This is a genomic window from Sporosarcina luteola, assembly GCF_023715585.1.
In the GTDB taxonomy this organism is placed as follows: Bacteria; Bacillota; Bacilli; order Bacillales_A; family Planococcaceae; genus Sporosarcina; species Sporosarcina luteola_D.
Window position 1 is genome coordinate 53076 of sequence record NZ_JAMBOK010000004.1, and the last position, 16269, is coordinate 69344.

Genomic DNA, 16269 nt, shown 5'->3' on the forward strand with positions numbered 1-16269 from the left:
CTCCATTGGTTATGAAATGGCGGGGACTCTACTGCAAAGGAAATTTCAAGCATACCTAGGAGGCGGAAAGATGCAGAATGAACGTAAACGTATCTTGACAATGTTGGAAAACGGTACAATCTCAATGGAAGAAGCCTTGACCCTTTTGGAGACGATGGAGAAGAGACAATCTACGACAGACTCATCACAAGCGGAAGAAAAAGTAGTCTTCAATCAGGAATATGAGCAAGACAGCACGAAGGATTATTCCGGAAGTAATCCAAAAGACAAGGACCCATCGATGGATGAATTCATTGAAGATATCCGGAAGGATTTCGTAACGGTCGGAGATCGTTTTATGCAATTCATGCAATCGACAGTTGAACGAATGAAAGGATTCGATTTCGACGCCCCATTTGGCGGTGGCTCCACTTTCCATCACTCGATTGTGAAGCAGGCGGAGGGTCTGGATGAAATTCTTGTTGATGTGGATCATGGAAGTGTCTCGATCCATGCAACGGATAATTCGGAAATTCGGGCTGAATTCACTGTGAAATCCTATAACGGCAGATCGGAAGAAGATGCAAAGAAAGAATTTCTCGATAAATTAATTTTCCTTAAAGATGAGGGGAAACTGCGTTATTTAAGTGATTTGAAATTAAGTCAGGTCAATGTCGACCTTTTCATACCGAAACAGGATTATCGGAAGATTTCTGTGCGGCTGCTCAACGGGAATTTCAATGTAAAGGATATTTCTGTAGATCGCATCTATACGAAAACGGCGAACGGAAAAGTGGATGTCGAGCGGATCAACTTTAAAGAGGCCGAACTGGAAGCGGGCAACGGATCGATCCGTTTGAATGACAGTACAGGCGAGACGTTGGAAGCCGAAACGATCAACGGCCGCGTGTATGTATCCGGGAAATTGAAAGATGTCGAGGCAAAATCGTTGAATGGCCATGTAGTCGTGACGACGACTGATGCCACAGCACAATCAATCGATGCCAAAACAGTGAGTGGATCCGTTGAAATCTATATTCCGTCGGACGCGCCACTTCGTGGTGAAATCTCTACGAATATGGGCCGGTTGGATCTGCAACTGAACGATGTCAGCAAAACGACTGAACAAGAACAGTTTCTGCACCGTACAATTATCTTCAACAAAGACGTGGAAGGCGAAACCGCACCAATCCATATCCAAGGAGAAGCGAAAACAGGCTCTGTTATCGTTTGCTACAATGTAAAACATGATTAATAACAAAAAGACTGCCCAGAATGTCAGTGAAAACTGACGATCTGTGGCAGTCTTTTTTATGCGAATCGGTAATAGATCAATAAAAAGGTACTTAGCACAAATAAAAAGTTCAAGAATACAAATATCATTTGGTCCATTCTATTCTTATGCATCTTAACCGGAGGATGGTAAAAGGATACCCCTTCGATAATAAAGATTAATAAAACAATATGAATCATGGCATGTCCTACTACTTCTGTGTAGCCGAATATGGTCGTAGTCAAGATGAATAAAATTGTAACGACAACAGCTAATACACGGTTGAGGATTCCAACGACCAGTAGGTAACCAACAACAAATTCAATAAAAGCGGATAGAACAACAAACAGATCTGGAGGAAAGCCGAAAGTAGGGACGTTATGGCGTTGAATAATATCGATGGTCATAAACGGATAAACCCATTTCTCTACCGCAACCCAGCTTAAACTTAAACCTGTCCCGAGGTACAGGAATGGAAACCCTGCCGTCTCCAATTTCGTTCTTCCCACCAATAAAACGCCGATAATCGCTAGATAAAACCCGTAATCCAACATGTGGAACCAACCGGAGTAGCTCCAAATATAAAGAAATAAGCCAAGCATTGCTAATGCGGCCAATTTCGTCGTTACATGATATGGAATAAGGAGTAAAACGATAATGGCCCACATTATGGCTGTTTGCCAACTATGGTGGATAGTGAACTCCGGTGCAAACATCGTTCTGTTTACAACTTGCAGAATAAATGAGGCAGCTGTACCGTACTGTAAAATATAACGGGAGTATTTGCGATACTCATCTAATTTCATATCAATAGTAGCGACACCTGGAATCTTCATCAACTGCGGTATGAACTGCGACAATAATGCTAAGAAAAGAGCAATGATCAAGGATAACACTATGAATTCCCTCGAAAGGATCTGTTCAATAGATACCTTCTCTGGCTCTAGTTCTGTAAACCATTTTACATGGGCATTTGCAATAATCGGCGAAAAGCAAAATACCCCGATTAAGAGTAAGAAATTGTATTTCTTCAACGTCTATCCCTCTCCTTTTGTAACAGAGCATGAAATTTATTATGCCCTTAGAAATCGCCGATTATGCTGACGGTTACTGCGAGCAGCTCGCACCGAGATCATGCCGCTCCGCGCTCAAGAAATCGAATCAGCGCTCAAGAGTTCTACTCCCGCGCTCAAGAAATTGGATCCTCGCTCAAGAAGTCTGCTCACGCGCTCAAGAAATTGGATCCTCGCTCAAGAATTCTGCTCCCCGCGCCCAAGAAATTGAATCGGCGCTCAAGAGTTCTACTCCCGCGCTCAAGAAATCGGATCCGTGCTCAAGAGTTCTGCTCCCGCGCTCAAGAAATCTCCCCCCGCGCTCAAAGCGAGCCGCCAATTAGATGATCTTCTCGTGATAAAGCCAATTCAGTATGCCGAAGCCGATTGCTCTTGCGCATTGAACGCGGTACGCACTCGAGAGCAATAATCCCGCCTCTTCGCGATTCGTCATGAAACCGCACTCCACTAATGCTGCCGGCATTCTCGTCTCCCTCAACACTGAGAAATTTGCGGTTTTCACCCCTCGGTCTTTCCTTCCGCAAGCTGCGATCAGTGAGCGATGCACCTGTTCAGCCAATGCCGCAGTCCGTTTGCTCGCTTGCGGGTACATATACGTTTCGATGCCTTGCGTTTCATTCCAGCCGTTGCCGAATGCATTGGCATGGAGTGATACGAACGCATCTGCATCCAACTTGTTTGCAATTGCAGCCCTTTCTGTTAATGGTACATCCCGGCTGTTTTCATGGGAATAAAAGACGTCGACCCCTTCCAAAAGCAAATAATGCCTAATCCGTTCAGCAAGCTCCACGTTGAAATGGAATTCCAACAGCTTGCCGTCAGGTGAACGTTTTCCTGGGGTAAGGGGTCCGTGCCCTGCATCCAGTATGATTGTTGCCATGTTATCTCCTCCTCGTAAGTTATATAGTCTGTTTCGCATCATTAGTGGACAAATTCGGACGAAATCATTTCAATTGAATCCGTTCATGGTAAAATAGAGGGCAGGGATACTTGAACTGACAGAGATCTTTCGCTTCTTGAAGCGATCGAATGCAGGTTCAACATAGAAAGGCGGCGGGCTAATGTCGGTTGTTACAGTGGAAGACGTTCAAACTCATTTTGGACTTGAAATCGTTGCAGGCGGGAATGGTATTGAACGGAATATCTTTACGAGCGACATCTCCAGGCCAGGTCTGGAAATGGCTGGCTATTTCGATTTTTACACGTCGGCACGGATTCAACTGCTCGGCAAAACGGAAATATCCTTTTTCAACAAATTGAATGAGGCGGAACGGTGGAGTCGGATGGATCGCCTTTGCACGAATGAAACACCGGCTTTCATCCTCGCACATAATATTGAATGTCCGATTGAACTTAAGGAAATTGCGGAAGAGCGTGGAATTGCGGTGCTGCAGACCGAGCATCCGACTACGCGGTTTTCGGGAATGCTGACGAATTTCCTGGAAGGCCGGCTGGCTCCGATGACGACGGTTCACGGGGTACTTGTCGATGTCTACGGGATAGGTGTTTTGATTACCGGAAAGAGCGGTGTAGGAAAGAGCGAAACCGCATTGGAGCTTGTAAAACGCGGACATCGCCTCGTAGCGGACGATGCTGTTGAAATACGGCAAGTGGCGAAAAACGTCCTGATCGGAAATGCGCCGAAGCTTCTGAGTCATATGCTTGAAATCCGAGGTGTCGGCATTATCGATATGATGACGTTGTTCGGTGCAAGCGCGGTGAAGGATGATAAGCGGATTCTCATGGTCATTGATTTGGAAGTATGGGATCCGGAGAAAGTATATGACCGGTTAGGCATCGATGAAGAAAAAATGAAGGTCATGGATTCGGATTTGACGAAGCTAACTGTACCTGTTAGGCCGGGGCGGAATTTATCTGTCATCATTGAAGTGGCCGCCATGGATTATCGGATGAAACGGTTAGGCATTAATGCAGCGGAAGCGTTTTCGAAAAAGCTTGATTTGGCGATCAGCCAAGAGGCAGGGAATTCTGAAGTAGAGGGGATAGAGTAAACTAATGTTCGATTTACTGACAATTGATCCGACGGCCTTCAGTCTGGGGCCAATAGATATACGGTGGTATGGAATATTAATCACGACCGGCATCATCCTTGCATTTCTTGTCGTACAAAAAGAAATGGTGAAACGGGGGATGCACCCGGATTTCTTAACGGATCTGCTCATATGGGCAGTGCCGTTATCCATCATAAGCGCAAGAATTTACTATGTCATATTTACATGGGACTCCTATAAAGATAACCCGATCGATGTGATCAAAATATGGGAAGGGGGCATTGCCATTCATGGCGCATTGATTGGAGCCTTTTTAACGACGTATGTCTATACGAAAATCCGTGGCGTATCATTCTGGAAAGTGGTGGACATTGCGGCGCCGGGCTTATTGATCGGTCAAATCATTGGGCGATGGGGGAACTTCATCAATCAGGAAGCGCATGGCGGTCCTGTATCCGAAACGTTCTTGAAAAACACATGGATCCCTGATTGGATCATGAACCAAATGACGATCAACGGCGTAACCTATCATCCGACATTCCTCTACGAATCGCTATGGAATGTCGTCGGCCTCATTATCATTCTGCTTTTGCGAAGGGTCCGATTGAAGCGGGGCGAAATGTTCTTCTTCTATTTGACGTGGTATTCTATCGGCAGATTCTTCATCGAAGGGATGAGGACGGACAGTTTGTACGGCGGCGATCTGCGTGCTGCGCAGATCGTGTCGATCATCGCAATTGTGTTTTCAGTATCATTATTCATTTGGAGAAGGTTCATCAAGAAAGTCAACGTACACTATCAAGATAACTAGAAGAGGGATGGGGAAATGCAGACGCTTCGAAATGGGTTGAAAGCTGGATTGAAGACGACGTGGACATTAGGGAAAGTCATATTCCCAATTACTGTCCTCGTTGTTATTTTGCAACATACACCTGTTTTGCCGTGGCTAGTCAAATTGATCTCGCCATTCATGGGGCTGTTCGGATTGAGCGGGGAAGCCGCGATTCCGTTAGTGCTCGGCAATGCATTGAATTTATACGCAGGAATCGCCGGAATCCTTTCACTCGAGCTGACGGTGAAAGAAGTATTCATTCTGGCTGTAATGCTCAGTTTTGCACATAATATGTTCATTGAGACGGGAGTCGCTTTAAAGGTCGGAGTGAAATTATGGATTGTGCTCGTTGTGCGATTCGGTTTGGCGGCGTTTTCCGGCATCGTTATCAATTTGTTCTGGAAGGGCGGCAGTGAAATTGCACAGTATGGCATGGCGCCTGAAGTGACTGCTGTTCCGGATGGTTGGCTGGAAATTGGATTGCTCGGTTTACAGAAAGCATCGTTTGGCGTCTTGCAGCTTGCACTTATCGTTATTCCGCTTATGATCGTCGTCCAATTTTTGAAAGACCGCAGCTACTTGCAGAAGTTTTCGGAAAAACTGGCGCCGTTCACGAAAGTTATCGGCGTGCAGCCGAATGCATCATTGACGCTGGTCGCTGGCCTCGTCATCGGCCTTGCCTACGGTGCAGGCGTCATGATCCAAGCGGTTCAGGAAGATGGCGTCAGCAAAAAGGACGCAACACTTGCTTTCATTTTCCTCATTGCCTGTCATGCTGTCGTTGAAGATACGCTCATTTTTTTACCTTTAGGCATTCCGATCCTGCTGCTGCTCATCATCCGACTCGTTACGGCATTCGTGTTGACGATTGCGGTCGCCTACATTTGGAAACAGGCAGAACGGAAAAGAGAGAAGGAGGTTACCATTCTCAATGGATAAAATCACAACATTGTTATTTGACTTCGACGGAACTTTGCTCGACACGAATGAGCTGATCATCCAGACATTCCAAACGGTTTTGAACGCTCATTATCCGGGAAGGTACGAGAGGGAAGACATCCTGCCATTCCTTGGTCCGACGCTGAAGGAAACATTTGATAGCATTGACCCTGAAAATTCTGAACAACTGATCGATGAATATCGTACGTGGAATATTGCCAATCACGATGCTTTCGCCTCTGAATTCGATGGAGTGAGCGAAACATTGCGGCAGTTGAAAAGTTCAGGGTTCAAAATGGCGATCGTATCAACGAAACGAAATAATATGATCAGGAAAGGTTTACAGCTCATGGAGGCTGCAGATCTGTTCGACACGGTCATTGGGTTGGATGATGTGCAGCACGCGAAGCCGCATCCGGAACCGTTGCTTCTGGCAATGGAGCGATTGAATTCAACCCCTGCAGAAACGTTGATGGTCGGCGATAACATCCACGATATTCTCGGAGGGAAGAATGCCGGAGTTCGCACGGCCGGAGTTGCTTGGTCGGCTAAAGGCGAGAAGTTCATCCGAGAGCAGGAACCAGATTTTGTTTTGCAGCATATTTCGGACCTGTTGAAGATTACAGACGGAGTGGAAGCTTGAGACGGACGGAGCGGTATCCTGCCGGAGGAAATGCGAACTCCCTTTGGCACATATACAAAACAGTATCATTTTTCAAAGTGGCGAAGAACTTCATTTTCATTCAAATCGGACGGTATACGCCTTTCATTCCGCTGAAGAATTTCATCTATCGGACATTTCTTGGAATGAAGATTGGCGAGAAAACTTCCTTCGCGTTGATGGTCATGCCCGATACGATGTTTCCCGAGCGGATTACGGTCGGTGACAATTCGATCATCGGGTTCAATACGACGATTCTCGCCCATGAATATCTGATAGAGGAATATCGGATCGGCGATGTCGTCATCGGCGACCGTGTGATGATTGGTGCGAATACGACAATCCTTCCCGGCGTGGAAATCGGGGATGGTGCGGTCGTATCGGCGGCATCGCTTGTCAACCGGGATATCCCTGCAGGCGCTATGGCGGGCGGTAATCCGGTGCGGATCATATACACCGCAGAACAATTGGAAGAACGTCGAATGGCTGCCCGATCGGAAATTGACAAGAAATAGGATGACGGAACTAGAAGTTATGATATAATGAAGCCAACTGATTGGAGGAACGTGTATAGCGTTCCTTCTAATTTTTTTCGGAGGAATTTGATTGGACAAAAAGTATAGGAACATAGATAAGAAAGTCATTTCTTTTATCCCGGACGGTGAATTCTACTATCAGAAAGGCGTTAAAGCTATGCAGCGGGAACGCTTTGATGATGCCCATAAATACTTGCAGCGGGCGGTTGAACTGAGCCCGAATGATCCACTCATCCTTATGCAGTATGGCATCCTCATCATGGAAGAAGGCATGTTTGAGGAAGCGTATGAAATTTTGGCGGCAGCGCATGGTCTCGATCCGGAAGAAGAGGATATCATCTTCTATTTGGCGGAAGTCCATGCTCATCTGGGCCTTCTTCGTGATGCGAAGATTTATGCGGAAAAGTATATAGCCCTCGCTCCCGATGGACCTCTGGCCGATGATTCGATGGAAATCATCGATTTTGCCGAACAGGAGGAAGGCTTTTTCAGTGAAGAGGAAATACCGGATAGTGAAGTGTATTTCCTTCAGGAGAAAGCAAGAAGACTGATGGAAGAAGGCAATTTTGAAGAGGCAATTGAAATTCTGGAGTCGATCATCGTCGATTATCCTGATTTCTGGGCAGCTCATAATAACCTTGCCCTCGCCTACTTTTATATCGGCAGAATCGAGTCCGCAAAGGAATTGCTGGCTGATGTGCTTGCTAAAGACAAAGGGAATCTGCATGCATTGTGCAATCTCGCCGTCTTTTATTATTATGAGAAAGATAAAGAGGAATTGGACGCAATGCTCGAGCTCCTCCTGAAAATAAAACCCTATCAATTTGTGCACCGCTATAAATTAGGGGCTACATTTGCATTGGTCGGCAAGCATAAGGAAGCGTACGGTTGGCTGAGAAGTTTGCAAAAACGGGGCTTTGAAGGGGATGCGGGATTTTACTTCTGGCTGGCACATTCCGCTTATTTTTCAGGTCAGGAACAAGCAGCGAAGGAATCGTATGAAAAGCTTGTTGAACTTGATCCGACAAAGGCCGGCTTTGAACCATGGAAAGACGTGCATCCATCTACGAAACCGGAGTCCTATGAGCAGGACCGTGAATTTTTACTAAGCAAAATTACGAATAAGTATAGAAGTGAAAGACTGTTAGGGTTTTATTTACTAGGGAAATCCGCACATAAACAGGAGCTCATCTCACATCCTGCGTATATCGATCTCGATAAACTGAGTGTCATTGAACAATTGTTTTTAGCGCACAGTCTCGACTATGAATTCACAAAGGAAAATGAGTTTGATCATTCCTTCATGCGCGCATTGGAAACAACGGAATTGCTCTATGAAAAGTATAAACCGTTAGAGCGGCAAGGGACCCATCTTTTTCAAATGTGGTTCACCCTTTGTGAAGTAGGTCTCATGCGTTCATATCCATTCAGGAATCCCGCAGCATTGGCGGCAGCGGCGGATTATATGTTCCAATCTTCCCGCTATAAAGGGGTTACCAAAAACTCCATAGCCCGAACTTACGGCATTTCCGTGCCTACTTTAACGAAATACGTCAGCGAGCTGATTGAGTTTTTGCCTCAGTTCAATGTGTAAGTTCCACTCCATGATCGCGTAGGCATATATATTGATTGGCTCTACGGAATCTTATACGATTTAGTCAGTGGTATATGTACTGAAGGAGGATAATGTATGACTACCGAGAAAATATACGACGTCATCATCATTGGTGCAGGTCCGGCTGGAATGACTGCTGCAGTTTACACATCCAGGGGAAGTCTATCGACGTTAATGCTGGAGCGCGGCATCCCGGGTGGCCAAATGGCTAACACGGAAGAGATTGAGAACTATCCTGGATTTGAGACGATCCTCGGTCCTGACCTTTCGACGAAAATGTTTGAACATGCGAAAGCTTTCGGCGCGGAGTATGCCTATGGCGACGTTACCGAAATTATAGATGAAGGCAATCTGAAGATTATTAAAGCGGGCAAGAAAGAATATAAAGCTCGTGCCATTATCATTACAACGGGCGCTGAGTACAGAAAAATGGGCGTGCCGGGTGAGAAGGAACTGACTGGCCGCGGCGTCAGCTATTGCGCAGTCTGTGATGGAGCGTTCTTTAAAGGTAAAGAAATTGTCGTCATCGGCGGCGGCGATTCCGCAGTCGAAGAAGGCGGATATTTGACGCGCTTTGCAAATAAAGTGACGATCATCCACCGACGCGACGAACTACGCGCGCAGAAGATCCTTCAAGACCGTGCGTTTGCAAACGACAAGATCGACTTCATCTGGAATTCGACTGTCAAGCAAGTGAATGAAAAAGACGGCAAAATCGGCTCAGTGACTCTCGTTTCTACAGTGGACGACACTGAAACGGTCATGGATACGGAAGGCATGTTCGTCTATATCGGCATGGATCCGTTGACAGCTCCATTCAAAAGCCTAGGCATCTTGGATGAACACGGCTATATCGTAACAAACGAAGAAATGGAAACGTCAGTGCCTGGCATCTACGCAGCCGGCGACGTCCGCCAAAAAACACTACGCCAAGTCGTCACAGCTACTGGAGACGGCAGCATCGCAGCACAAGCATGTCAGAAATACATCGAAGAACTCGAAGAAAAAATGGCTGCTGAGGTTTAAGAATGAAAAGGGACTATCCAGAAGGTCAGTGAAAATGACTTTTTGTGATAGTCCCTTTAATTTAGATTAACACTGTTGATTTCCACTACAGGCGGACGCGTTCCGGGGGACGGGTCTAAACGCCATCATGAATTAAATTGAATTAGTTTTATTTTTGTTGTTCAACGATTCTATCGTTATGTGGATCGCCAACATCCCCTTCGTCTGCACCGATTATTGGAACCAGGATAAGACATGCGAAAACAAATGAAAGGATCCAACCGCTCTTTTTGATCATTATGAAATCACCTCCTCATAAATATTTTTCATTGCAAGGTTACTCAACTTTTGTAATTCCAAAGCTTTCTTATATCTCTTATTCTTTTCTAAGAAAGATGAATAATTTTCGGCAACAGTTACAAGTTCTTTCCAGCTTTTTTGTTCTTGTAGAATATTAATAGCTTTTTTAATATTGCATTCATAACGTTCGATATCCCCAAGTATATAGTGTTTATTTCCTTCAATGTATAAGTATTGTGCCTCATGAATTGGCGTAGTAATACATTCCGAAGCAATGTTTAGGGTCTTGTTTAACGTTAATAAGTCATCGATATTCAATAAAATATTTAATTTCAATTTATAGGAAACAAACATTCTCGGGATAGCGTTTACATTTTTAATCTTTATGGATTTATTGATATGCTCTAAAGCTTCTTTATAGCGCCCTTGATCATAGCAAATAAGCGAAAAATTATGATGTAGCTTTGCTAGTAATTCGAAGGAATCTGGTTTAACAATTTCAAATCCTTTTTTCAAATAAGATTCTGCTATCGAGTATTTTTTGATTTCCCTATTTAAAACCACTAAAAGGTTGTAACAATCACCTGCTTTACCCCAATCGTGTAATTTTAAATACATCATCTTTGATTCTTTTGCATATTCAATTGCTTCAGAGTATTTATAAGTATTATATAGGGACATTGCAATATTATACAATACCCTTGGTTTATAAGTAGACGTGTCATCACTGTTTTTTAGCAGTTCTTTAAAGAAAGTAATACTTTTTTCATGAGATTTTATTATGTAGTAATATAGCCCAGTCGCATAAAGATAGACTAGTTTATACTCCCCTTCAAAATCCTCTTGCTTAGCACTAGTTAAATAGTTTTCATATAAGCGGATCGCTTCTCCAAATTTCTTAGAATTAAACAGATGTAAAAAAGATAATAGTTGATAGCAGGCTTCTTGTTTTAAAGAAGAGATATAATCAAACTTGTCCTTATATGGATTAAGAAATGAATTAGTTTCAAGTACATTACCGTTTTCGACAATTAATTTGAGCTTATCCAAAAGATTTTGGGTTTCTTTACAATCAATTTTTGTGGAAATTAAGTAATCCTCTGGCACGTCAAGTCTCTTTGCAATTAATTTAATTGTTTCTATAGCCGCGTTATATCTTCCACTTTCAATATTACTGTAATGAGAATTAGAGACTATCCCCGTAAAGATATCCTCTTGCGTCAAACCTTTACTTTCCCTGATATTCTTTATTCTTTTGCCTAAATTCAAAACATCATCTCCTTTCTTGCATTCGTTTTGCAAAAAAAGTCGTATTTTATTTATTCTTGTAAAAATACGTAATACAGATAGTTAAAATAGAATGAAAACCAAATCTATTGCTATTGTATCAAAAAACAAAAAAAAATTAACAATGTTTTATAGGTTTATCGTAATTAGTTGCCTGTACGCAAATTTTAAGCTTTTCATTATTAATGTTAAATTATGTATAGTTGTACAACTTTTAGAGGTCGCCCCTCTGAACATGCAGTAAAAACAAAAATTGCTGAAAACTAGTAAAAAGGAGGATTTTCAAATTGAAAAAGATCGGATATATTTTTGCCATTGCATTTACTCTGTTTTTAGGTAATAGCTTAACTGCTTCTGCGGAGGAAAGCTATTTCCCGGATGAAGCAGAAATAGAAGCTATGAACTTAGAGCTTAAAGCCTTAGTGGAGGAAGCGAATAAACAATTAGAAAATGGTGCTGAGCAAATAGAAGTAACTTCTGGCAATGTCACATTATTTTTTGAAGCAAAAGATAATAGAGTTTCTCCATTTTTGAAAGAGGGATCAGTCTCTGCAACCTCTACTGTTGGATCCAAAAGCTATCAAGCATATGTAGCAAATACATTAGGGTTCAATTTTAGGCACGCTATTTCTGGGACTTTCTCATGGAATAGCTCAGGTCAATTAACTGGGTTGACAGCTGTTCCTGATCTTAGCGGTGCTGCATATAACAGAACTGAAACAACCTCGAAATACGGTGTAGACGGTATACTTGGAAGAGATGCGAAAATAGGAGAAGTCTATAGCCGGGGAACATTTACACCATTTAAGTATTCTCCAAAATCATATTACACAACTATTATTGTCAATGTATATGGTCCGACTCAAAGCTATCGAATTATAGAAGCAAAAATTGATTATTAAGGAGTTGCTTTAGATGAAAAAACGATTTACTCGATTTGCAACTATATTAGTTTTAGTTTTAGCGATATTCACGGTTAATTCGGGCCTGGCTTCCGCTTCAACTGTTCATATAACGAATTTTAGTGGAAAGACAACAGAGTCAACTTCAAGTCACGTCAAAGATTATGTACATTTTTACTCAAGTCGTGATACAATTAACGTAAAGTTTAAAGTTGACGAATTCGTAAAAACCAAAAATGTTAAAAGAGTTCTTATTGATGTGCAAAAAAGTAATGGGTTGTGGTGGACAACTCAGGAATCTAAATCAGTAACGAGTACAAGTCAAATTAGCTTTAATGTCTCTGCTGGTAAGGGAGACTACCGACTTGTGATTTACGACGCTCCCGAGATGACCGGCTGGGATAAACCACCGTTTTACTATGCCAAGTCTTCTAGATATTCAGGAGTTGTAACCGGTCTATAATTTTTAAAATGAGGTGTTTCCCATGATTACATTTATTATGTTTGGCGTACTCTTCCTTATTAACTTAATTGTTTGTAGTTTTGTAAGCATGTTATTTGGCCAAACTAGAAAAGTCGATTGGGGAATATCACTAGTTATAAGTTTTATGGTCTCACTAACTGCCATATTTGTGCTGGGAGTCGGACCTTCATAAAATGGTCAAAAAACACCTTTGATGTACTAGTGAACTGGTACTAAATCAAAGGTGTTTTTATTTTTATAGTTTTTCTTCTTAATAAAAACAGGAGTTGCATAGAGCACTCCTGATTTCTTCTATTATACACTCTCCTGATACAGGTTTTTAAGAAAAAAAAGAAAGATCCGAATCTTCAGCCTTCTCAGCGAATCAATCTCCTTAAAAAAGTTTGGAAGGTTTTCGTTTAATGAACCACCAACTGTATCTGGTAGGCTTCATTATTGGTCAGATCATATTGTCTGGTAAACTTCAGTGTACCTATATACTTGTATTGTGTTTCTACAAAGAATACTTCTAGAAAATCGATAGAAAAGGCGACACTCCTGCGGAAAAAGCGTCAGGTGAAGACCCCGCAACGAAAGCCGTAACGAAGAACGGCTTTTGCGAGCACAACTAAGAGAAGCCTTAATTTCTGCAAAGAACGCAGAAACACGGCCAATCGAACCCTTCGCTGTTCGATTGGCTGAGGCGACGCCCGCGGAAAGGGAGCCGTTCTGTCGATTTTCATCTTTCAGGGTAACCTTTCTGGAATCTCCAAATAAGAAAACTCGAGATAAGTAAGATTCTTACTGTGGAAGAAATTGGATTAGTAAGCTTAATGTATCCTTAATCTTCCTGTAACCGTCTTGCAATACAAAAAGGTTATGATAAGAATATCAATTGACCCCCCTTTTTAATATAGCAACATTTAAAGACGACCTGCCCTTCAAACGGCAGGTGGTCTTCTTTTTTTGTTGTTTGCTTTCAAAACATTGTATAATGGGAATTAGCGCATTGATAGAAGTGAGGAAATGGTCATGCAGAGAATCGCAAATTTATTAGTAATTAAAGACAACCAAGTGCTTTTATTGAAAAAACCGAGACGGGATTGGTACGTAGCACCCGGCGGCAAGATGGATCCAGGTGAATCGATTTACGACGCCGCCATCCGCGAGTTCGAGGAAGAAACCGGAGCGGTCCCCGTCCAACCGCATATTAAAGGTATTTACACAATGATGATCGTCGATAAAGAAACAAAAGAATTGCAGAACGAATGGATGCTGTATACGTTCGTTGCGCAGGACCTACTAGGTACGCCTTATGAATCGAACAGGGAAGGCCTGCTCGAATGGCATCCTGTCGAAGATCTGAAGACTCTTCCGATGGCGGAAGGCGACCGGACGAATTTATTATTTGCAACCTCCCAAAAGGGCGTGCAATATGGTACATTCTATTATACAGAAGAGTTTGAACTGTTGGATGAACACATACAAAAATCAATGGAAGGTGATCGGGACTAATGGAGAATGAATTGCCGAACAGCGATGTCGAATTAGTTATCATCACTGGTATGTCAGGGGCCGGGAAAACGGTTGCGATGCAGAGTTTCGAAGACCTTGGGTTCTATTGCATCGATAATTTGCCTCCTGAGCTGCTCGTCACTTTTCTGGATTTGATGATGAAATCCGAAAATAAGATGAGGCGGATTGCCGCTGTCATGGATACACGAGGGGGCGATCTGTTTGACGCCTTGATCGGGGCGCTGGATAATTTGCTGAAAATGGAAGGCGTATCGACGAAGTTGCTCTTCCTGGATGCGGATGATGAGACGCTCGTCAGGCGGTACAAGGAAACGAGAAGGTCCCACCCGCTCGCAGAAGGCGGACTGCCGCTCACAGGGATTCGCAAGGAACGGAACCTCTTGTCTGAACTGAGAGGCCGTGCCCGTTCCATCTACAACACTTCCAAATTGAAGCCGAGGGAGTTACGTGAAAAGATCATGTCAGAATTCTCCTCTACAGGAGATACTGCATTCACCCTGAACTTCATTTCGTTCGGTTTCAAGCATGGCATGCCGATTGATGCTGACGTCGTCTTTGACGTTCGTTTTTTACCAAATCCCTATTACATCGAAGACCTGAAACCGCTGACAGGTTTACAGAAAGAAGTATATGAGTATGTATTGAAATGGAATGATACGCAAGTACTGATCGAAAAATTGACAGATCTGTTCAAATTCATTATTCCTCAATATAAGAATGAAGGAAAATCCCAAGTGGTCGTCGCCTTCGGCTGCACTGGTGGTCAACATCGGTCCGTTTCGCTGGCTGAATACTTCGGAAACCGTTTTAAAGAAGAATACAAGACGTTGATTACCCATCGGGATGTAGAGAAGAGAAAGGGTTGACACTATGTTGCAATCCGGAAAAAAGAAAAAAATTGTCGTGTTTGGCGGCGGGACAGGATTGTCCACGTTGCTTCGGGGATTAAAGGCTTATCCAGTCGATCTCACCGCGATCGTTACGGTCGCGGACGACGGGGGCAGCTCCGGGAGGCTGTTGGATCAGTACAATATCCCGCCACCCGGAGATATCCGTCAAGTGATGGCAGCGCTTTCAGATGTGGAGCCGTTAATTGAGAAAATGTTCCAATACCGATTTTCCAACTCGGACGATTTGAAAGGGCATTCCCTAGGGAACCTCATGCTTGCCGCCCTGACGGACATTACAGGTGATTTTGCACGCGCTGTAGAGAAGATGGGCCGTGTTTTGAATATTAAGGGAAAAGTGCTGCCAGCTGCAAACCAAAAGATCACCTTGCATGCTGAGCTGGATGATGGCACAATTGTAACCGGTGAGTCTAAAATCCCGGTGTATGGACGCAAAATCCGGAAAGTCTATGTGTCTCCGCAGGAGGTCGAACCTTTGCCGGAAACGGTCGAGGTCATCAAGGAAGCAGACTTGATCATTTTTGGACCTGGGAGCTTATATACGAGCATTTTACCGACGATACTTGTAAGAGACATCCGAGATGCCGTTCTTGCATCCGAAGCGAAGAAGGTATACATCAATAACTTGACGACGCAGGAAGGCGAAACCTATCAATACACGGCATCCGAGCATGTGAAGGCATTATACGATCATGCAGGCAGCCAATTCATTGACACAGTGCTATTGAACAAGACGGATTTCCAGACATTATTCCAAGGGGATGCGCCGTCAGATATCCAGCTTCCTGTAGAAAATGACATCGAAGCATTGCAATTGCTCGTCCCGACAATCGTGTTAGGGGACTTTTCGACTGTTGCGGACGGAAGAATCATACATGATGCAAGTAAAGTTGCATCTTGGATCATGGGTTATATGGAAGGTACAATCGTTAGCGAGGAGACCTGATC

17 protein-coding genes are annotated in these 16269 nt (G+C 43.4%); 13 read left to right on the forward strand and 4 right to left on the reverse strand.

Annotated elements, in window-relative coordinates; all coding sequences use genetic code 11:
* Positions 1-70: 70 nt before the first annotated feature.
* The gene (locus M3193_RS14455) at positions 71-1234 is read left to right on the forward strand and encodes a DUF4097 family beta strand repeat-containing protein (RefSeq protein ID WP_251629082.1); all 1164 of its coding nucleotides are present in this window, start codon (positions 71-73) and stop codon (positions 1232-1234) included.
* A 56-nt stretch (positions 1235-1290) separates the two neighbouring features.
* Here M3193_RS14455 and M3193_RS14460 read toward each other — a convergent pair whose 3' ends face one another.
* Positions 1291-2286 (reverse strand): DoxX family membrane protein, encoded by a 996-nt coding sequence (locus M3193_RS14460; RefSeq protein ID WP_251629092.1) that lies wholly within the window; start codon positions 2284-2286, stop codon positions 1291-1293.
* A gap of 358 nt (positions 2287-2644) precedes the next feature.
* Positions 2645-3205 carry an N-acetylmuramoyl-L-alanine amidase family protein gene (locus tag M3193_RS14465; RefSeq protein ID WP_251629094.1) on the reverse strand — a complete coding sequence of 187 codons (561 nt, stop codon included), beginning with the start codon at positions 3203-3205 and terminating at the stop codon, positions 2645-2647.
* A 181-nt stretch (positions 3206-3386) separates the two neighbouring features.
* Here M3193_RS14465 and hprK point away from each other — a divergent pair, with 181 nt between their 5' ends.
* The 7 genes from hprK to trxB all read left to right on the forward strand — a co-directional run bounded on the left by hprK (position 3387) and on the right by trxB (position 9946).
* Complete coding sequence (gene hprK, locus M3193_RS14470) at positions 3387-4337, forward strand: HPr(Ser) kinase/phosphatase (RefSeq protein WP_251629095.1); 951 nt, start codon at positions 3387-3389, stop codon at positions 4335-4337.
* Between the two features lie 4 nt (positions 4338-4341).
* Positions 4342-5148, forward strand: coding sequence for a prolipoprotein diacylglyceryl transferase (gene lgt / locus M3193_RS14475; protein WP_251629097.1), 807 nt, complete (start codon positions 4342-4344; stop codon positions 5146-5148).
* Between the two features lie 15 nt (positions 5149-5163).
* Positions 5164-6108 (forward strand): nucleoside recognition domain-containing protein, encoded by a 945-nt coding sequence (locus tag M3193_RS14480; protein ID WP_251629100.1) that lies wholly within the window; start codon positions 5164-5166, stop codon positions 6106-6108.
* Positions 6101-6751 (forward strand): pyrophosphatase PpaX, encoded by a 651-nt coding sequence (ppaX, locus tag M3193_RS14485; RefSeq protein ID WP_251629102.1) that lies wholly within the window; start codon positions 6101-6103, stop codon positions 6749-6751. The genes M3193_RS14480 and ppaX overlap by 8 nt, the downstream gene beginning before the upstream one ends.
* Positions 6748-7284, forward strand: coding sequence for an acyltransferase (locus M3193_RS14490; RefSeq protein ID WP_251629104.1), 537 nt, complete (start codon positions 6748-6750; stop codon positions 7282-7284). Before ppaX ends, M3193_RS14490 begins: the two co-directional genes overlap by 4 nt.
* 91 nt (positions 7285-7375) lie before the next feature.
* Positions 7376-8899: a tetratricopeptide repeat protein gene (locus M3193_RS14495; protein WP_251629106.1), complete on the forward strand. Its 1524-nt coding sequence runs from the start codon at positions 7376-7378 to the stop codon at positions 8897-8899.
* A 96-nt stretch (positions 8900-8995) separates the two neighbouring features.
* Positions 8996-9946 carry a thioredoxin-disulfide reductase gene (gene trxB / locus M3193_RS14500; RefSeq protein WP_251629108.1) on the forward strand — a complete coding sequence of 317 codons (951 nt, stop codon included), beginning with the start codon at positions 8996-8998 and terminating at the stop codon, positions 9944-9946.
* A gap of 148 nt (positions 9947-10094) precedes the next feature.
* Here trxB and M3193_RS16765 read toward each other — a convergent pair whose 3' ends face one another.
* Both M3193_RS16765 and M3193_RS14505 read right to left on the reverse strand, forming a co-directional pair.
* On the reverse strand, positions 10095-10223 hold the full coding sequence (locus M3193_RS16765) for a hypothetical protein (RefSeq protein ID WP_285852011.1): 129 nt from the start codon (positions 10221-10223) through the stop codon (positions 10095-10097).
* Positions 10223-11494 carry a helix-turn-helix transcriptional regulator gene (locus M3193_RS14505; protein WP_251629110.1) on the reverse strand — a complete coding sequence of 424 codons (1272 nt, stop codon included), beginning with the start codon at positions 11492-11494 and terminating at the stop codon, positions 10223-10225. The genes M3193_RS16765 and M3193_RS14505 overlap by 1 nt, the downstream gene beginning before the upstream one ends.
* Before the next feature lie 305 nt (positions 11495-11799).
* On the opposite strand from M3193_RS14505, the gene M3193_RS14510 reads away from it, so the two are divergent.
* From M3193_RS14510 to M3193_RS14530, 5 genes are all read left to right on the forward strand, one after another.
* Positions 11800-12414, forward strand: coding sequence for a hypothetical protein (locus M3193_RS14510; protein WP_251629112.1), 615 nt, complete (start codon positions 11800-11802; stop codon positions 12412-12414).
* 13 nt (positions 12415-12427) lie between these two features.
* Positions 12428-12877 (forward strand): hypothetical protein, encoded by a 450-nt coding sequence (locus tag M3193_RS14515; protein WP_251629114.1) that lies wholly within the window; start codon positions 12428-12430, stop codon positions 12875-12877.
* Positions 12878-13909: 1032 nt separating this feature from the next.
* Positions 13910-14392, forward strand: a complete 483-nt coding sequence (locus M3193_RS14520; RefSeq protein WP_251629116.1) for an NUDIX hydrolase — start codon at positions 13910-13912, stop codon at positions 14390-14392.
* The gene (gene rapZ, locus M3193_RS14525; RefSeq protein WP_251629118.1) at positions 14392-15279 is read left to right on the forward strand and encodes an RNase adapter RapZ; all 888 of its coding nucleotides are present in this window, start codon (positions 14392-14394) and stop codon (positions 15277-15279) included. The genes M3193_RS14520 and rapZ overlap by 1 nt, the downstream gene beginning before the upstream one ends.
* 4 nt (positions 15280-15283) lie before the next feature.
* The gene (locus tag M3193_RS14530) at positions 15284-16267 is read left to right on the forward strand and encodes a gluconeogenesis factor YvcK family protein (protein WP_251629120.1); all 984 of its coding nucleotides are present in this window, start codon (positions 15284-15286) and stop codon (positions 16265-16267) included.
* Positions 16268-16269 lie beyond the last annotated feature (2 nt).

Bases quoted from the DNA above. Each gene is read 5' to 3' on its own strand.
- M3193_RS14455 (WP_251629082.1), top strand. From the start codon at position 71: ATGCAGAATGAACGTAAACGTATCTTGACAATGTTGGAAAACGGTACA.
- M3193_RS14465 (WP_251629094.1), bottom strand. From the start codon at position 3,205: ATGGCAACAATCATACTGGATGCAGGGCACGGACCCCTTACCCCAGGA.
- hprK (WP_251629095.1), top strand. From the start codon at position 3,387: ATGTCGGTTGTTACAGTGGAAGACGTTCAAACTCATTTTGGACTTGAA.
- lgt (WP_251629097.1), top strand. From the start codon at position 4,342: ATGTTCGATTTACTGACAATTGATCCGACGGCCTTCAGTCTGGGGCCA.
- M3193_RS14480 (WP_251629100.1), top strand. From the start codon at position 5,164: ATGCAGACGCTTCGAAATGGGTTGAAAGCTGGATTGAAGACGACGTGG.
- ppaX (WP_251629102.1), top strand. From the start codon at position 6,101: ATGGATAAAATCACAACATTGTTATTTGACTTCGACGGAACTTTGCTC.
- trxB (WP_251629108.1), top strand. From the start codon at position 8,996: ATGACTACCGAGAAAATATACGACGTCATCATCATTGGTGCAGGTCCG.
- M3193_RS16765 (WP_285852011.1), bottom strand. From the start codon at position 10,223: ATGATCAAAAAGAGCGGTTGGATCCTTTCATTTGTTTTCGCATGTCTT.
- M3193_RS14515 (WP_251629114.1), top strand. From the start codon at position 12,428: ATGAAAAAACGATTTACTCGATTTGCAACTATATTAGTTTTAGTTTTA.
- M3193_RS14520 (WP_251629116.1), top strand. From the start codon at position 13,910: ATGCAGAGAATCGCAAATTTATTAGTAATTAAAGACAACCAAGTGCTT.
- rapZ (WP_251629118.1), top strand. From the start codon at position 14,392: ATGGAGAATGAATTGCCGAACAGCGATGTCGAATTAGTTATCATCACT.
- M3193_RS14530 (WP_251629120.1), top strand. From the start codon at position 15,284: ATGTTGCAATCCGGAAAAAAGAAAAAAATTGTCGTGTTTGGCGGCGGG.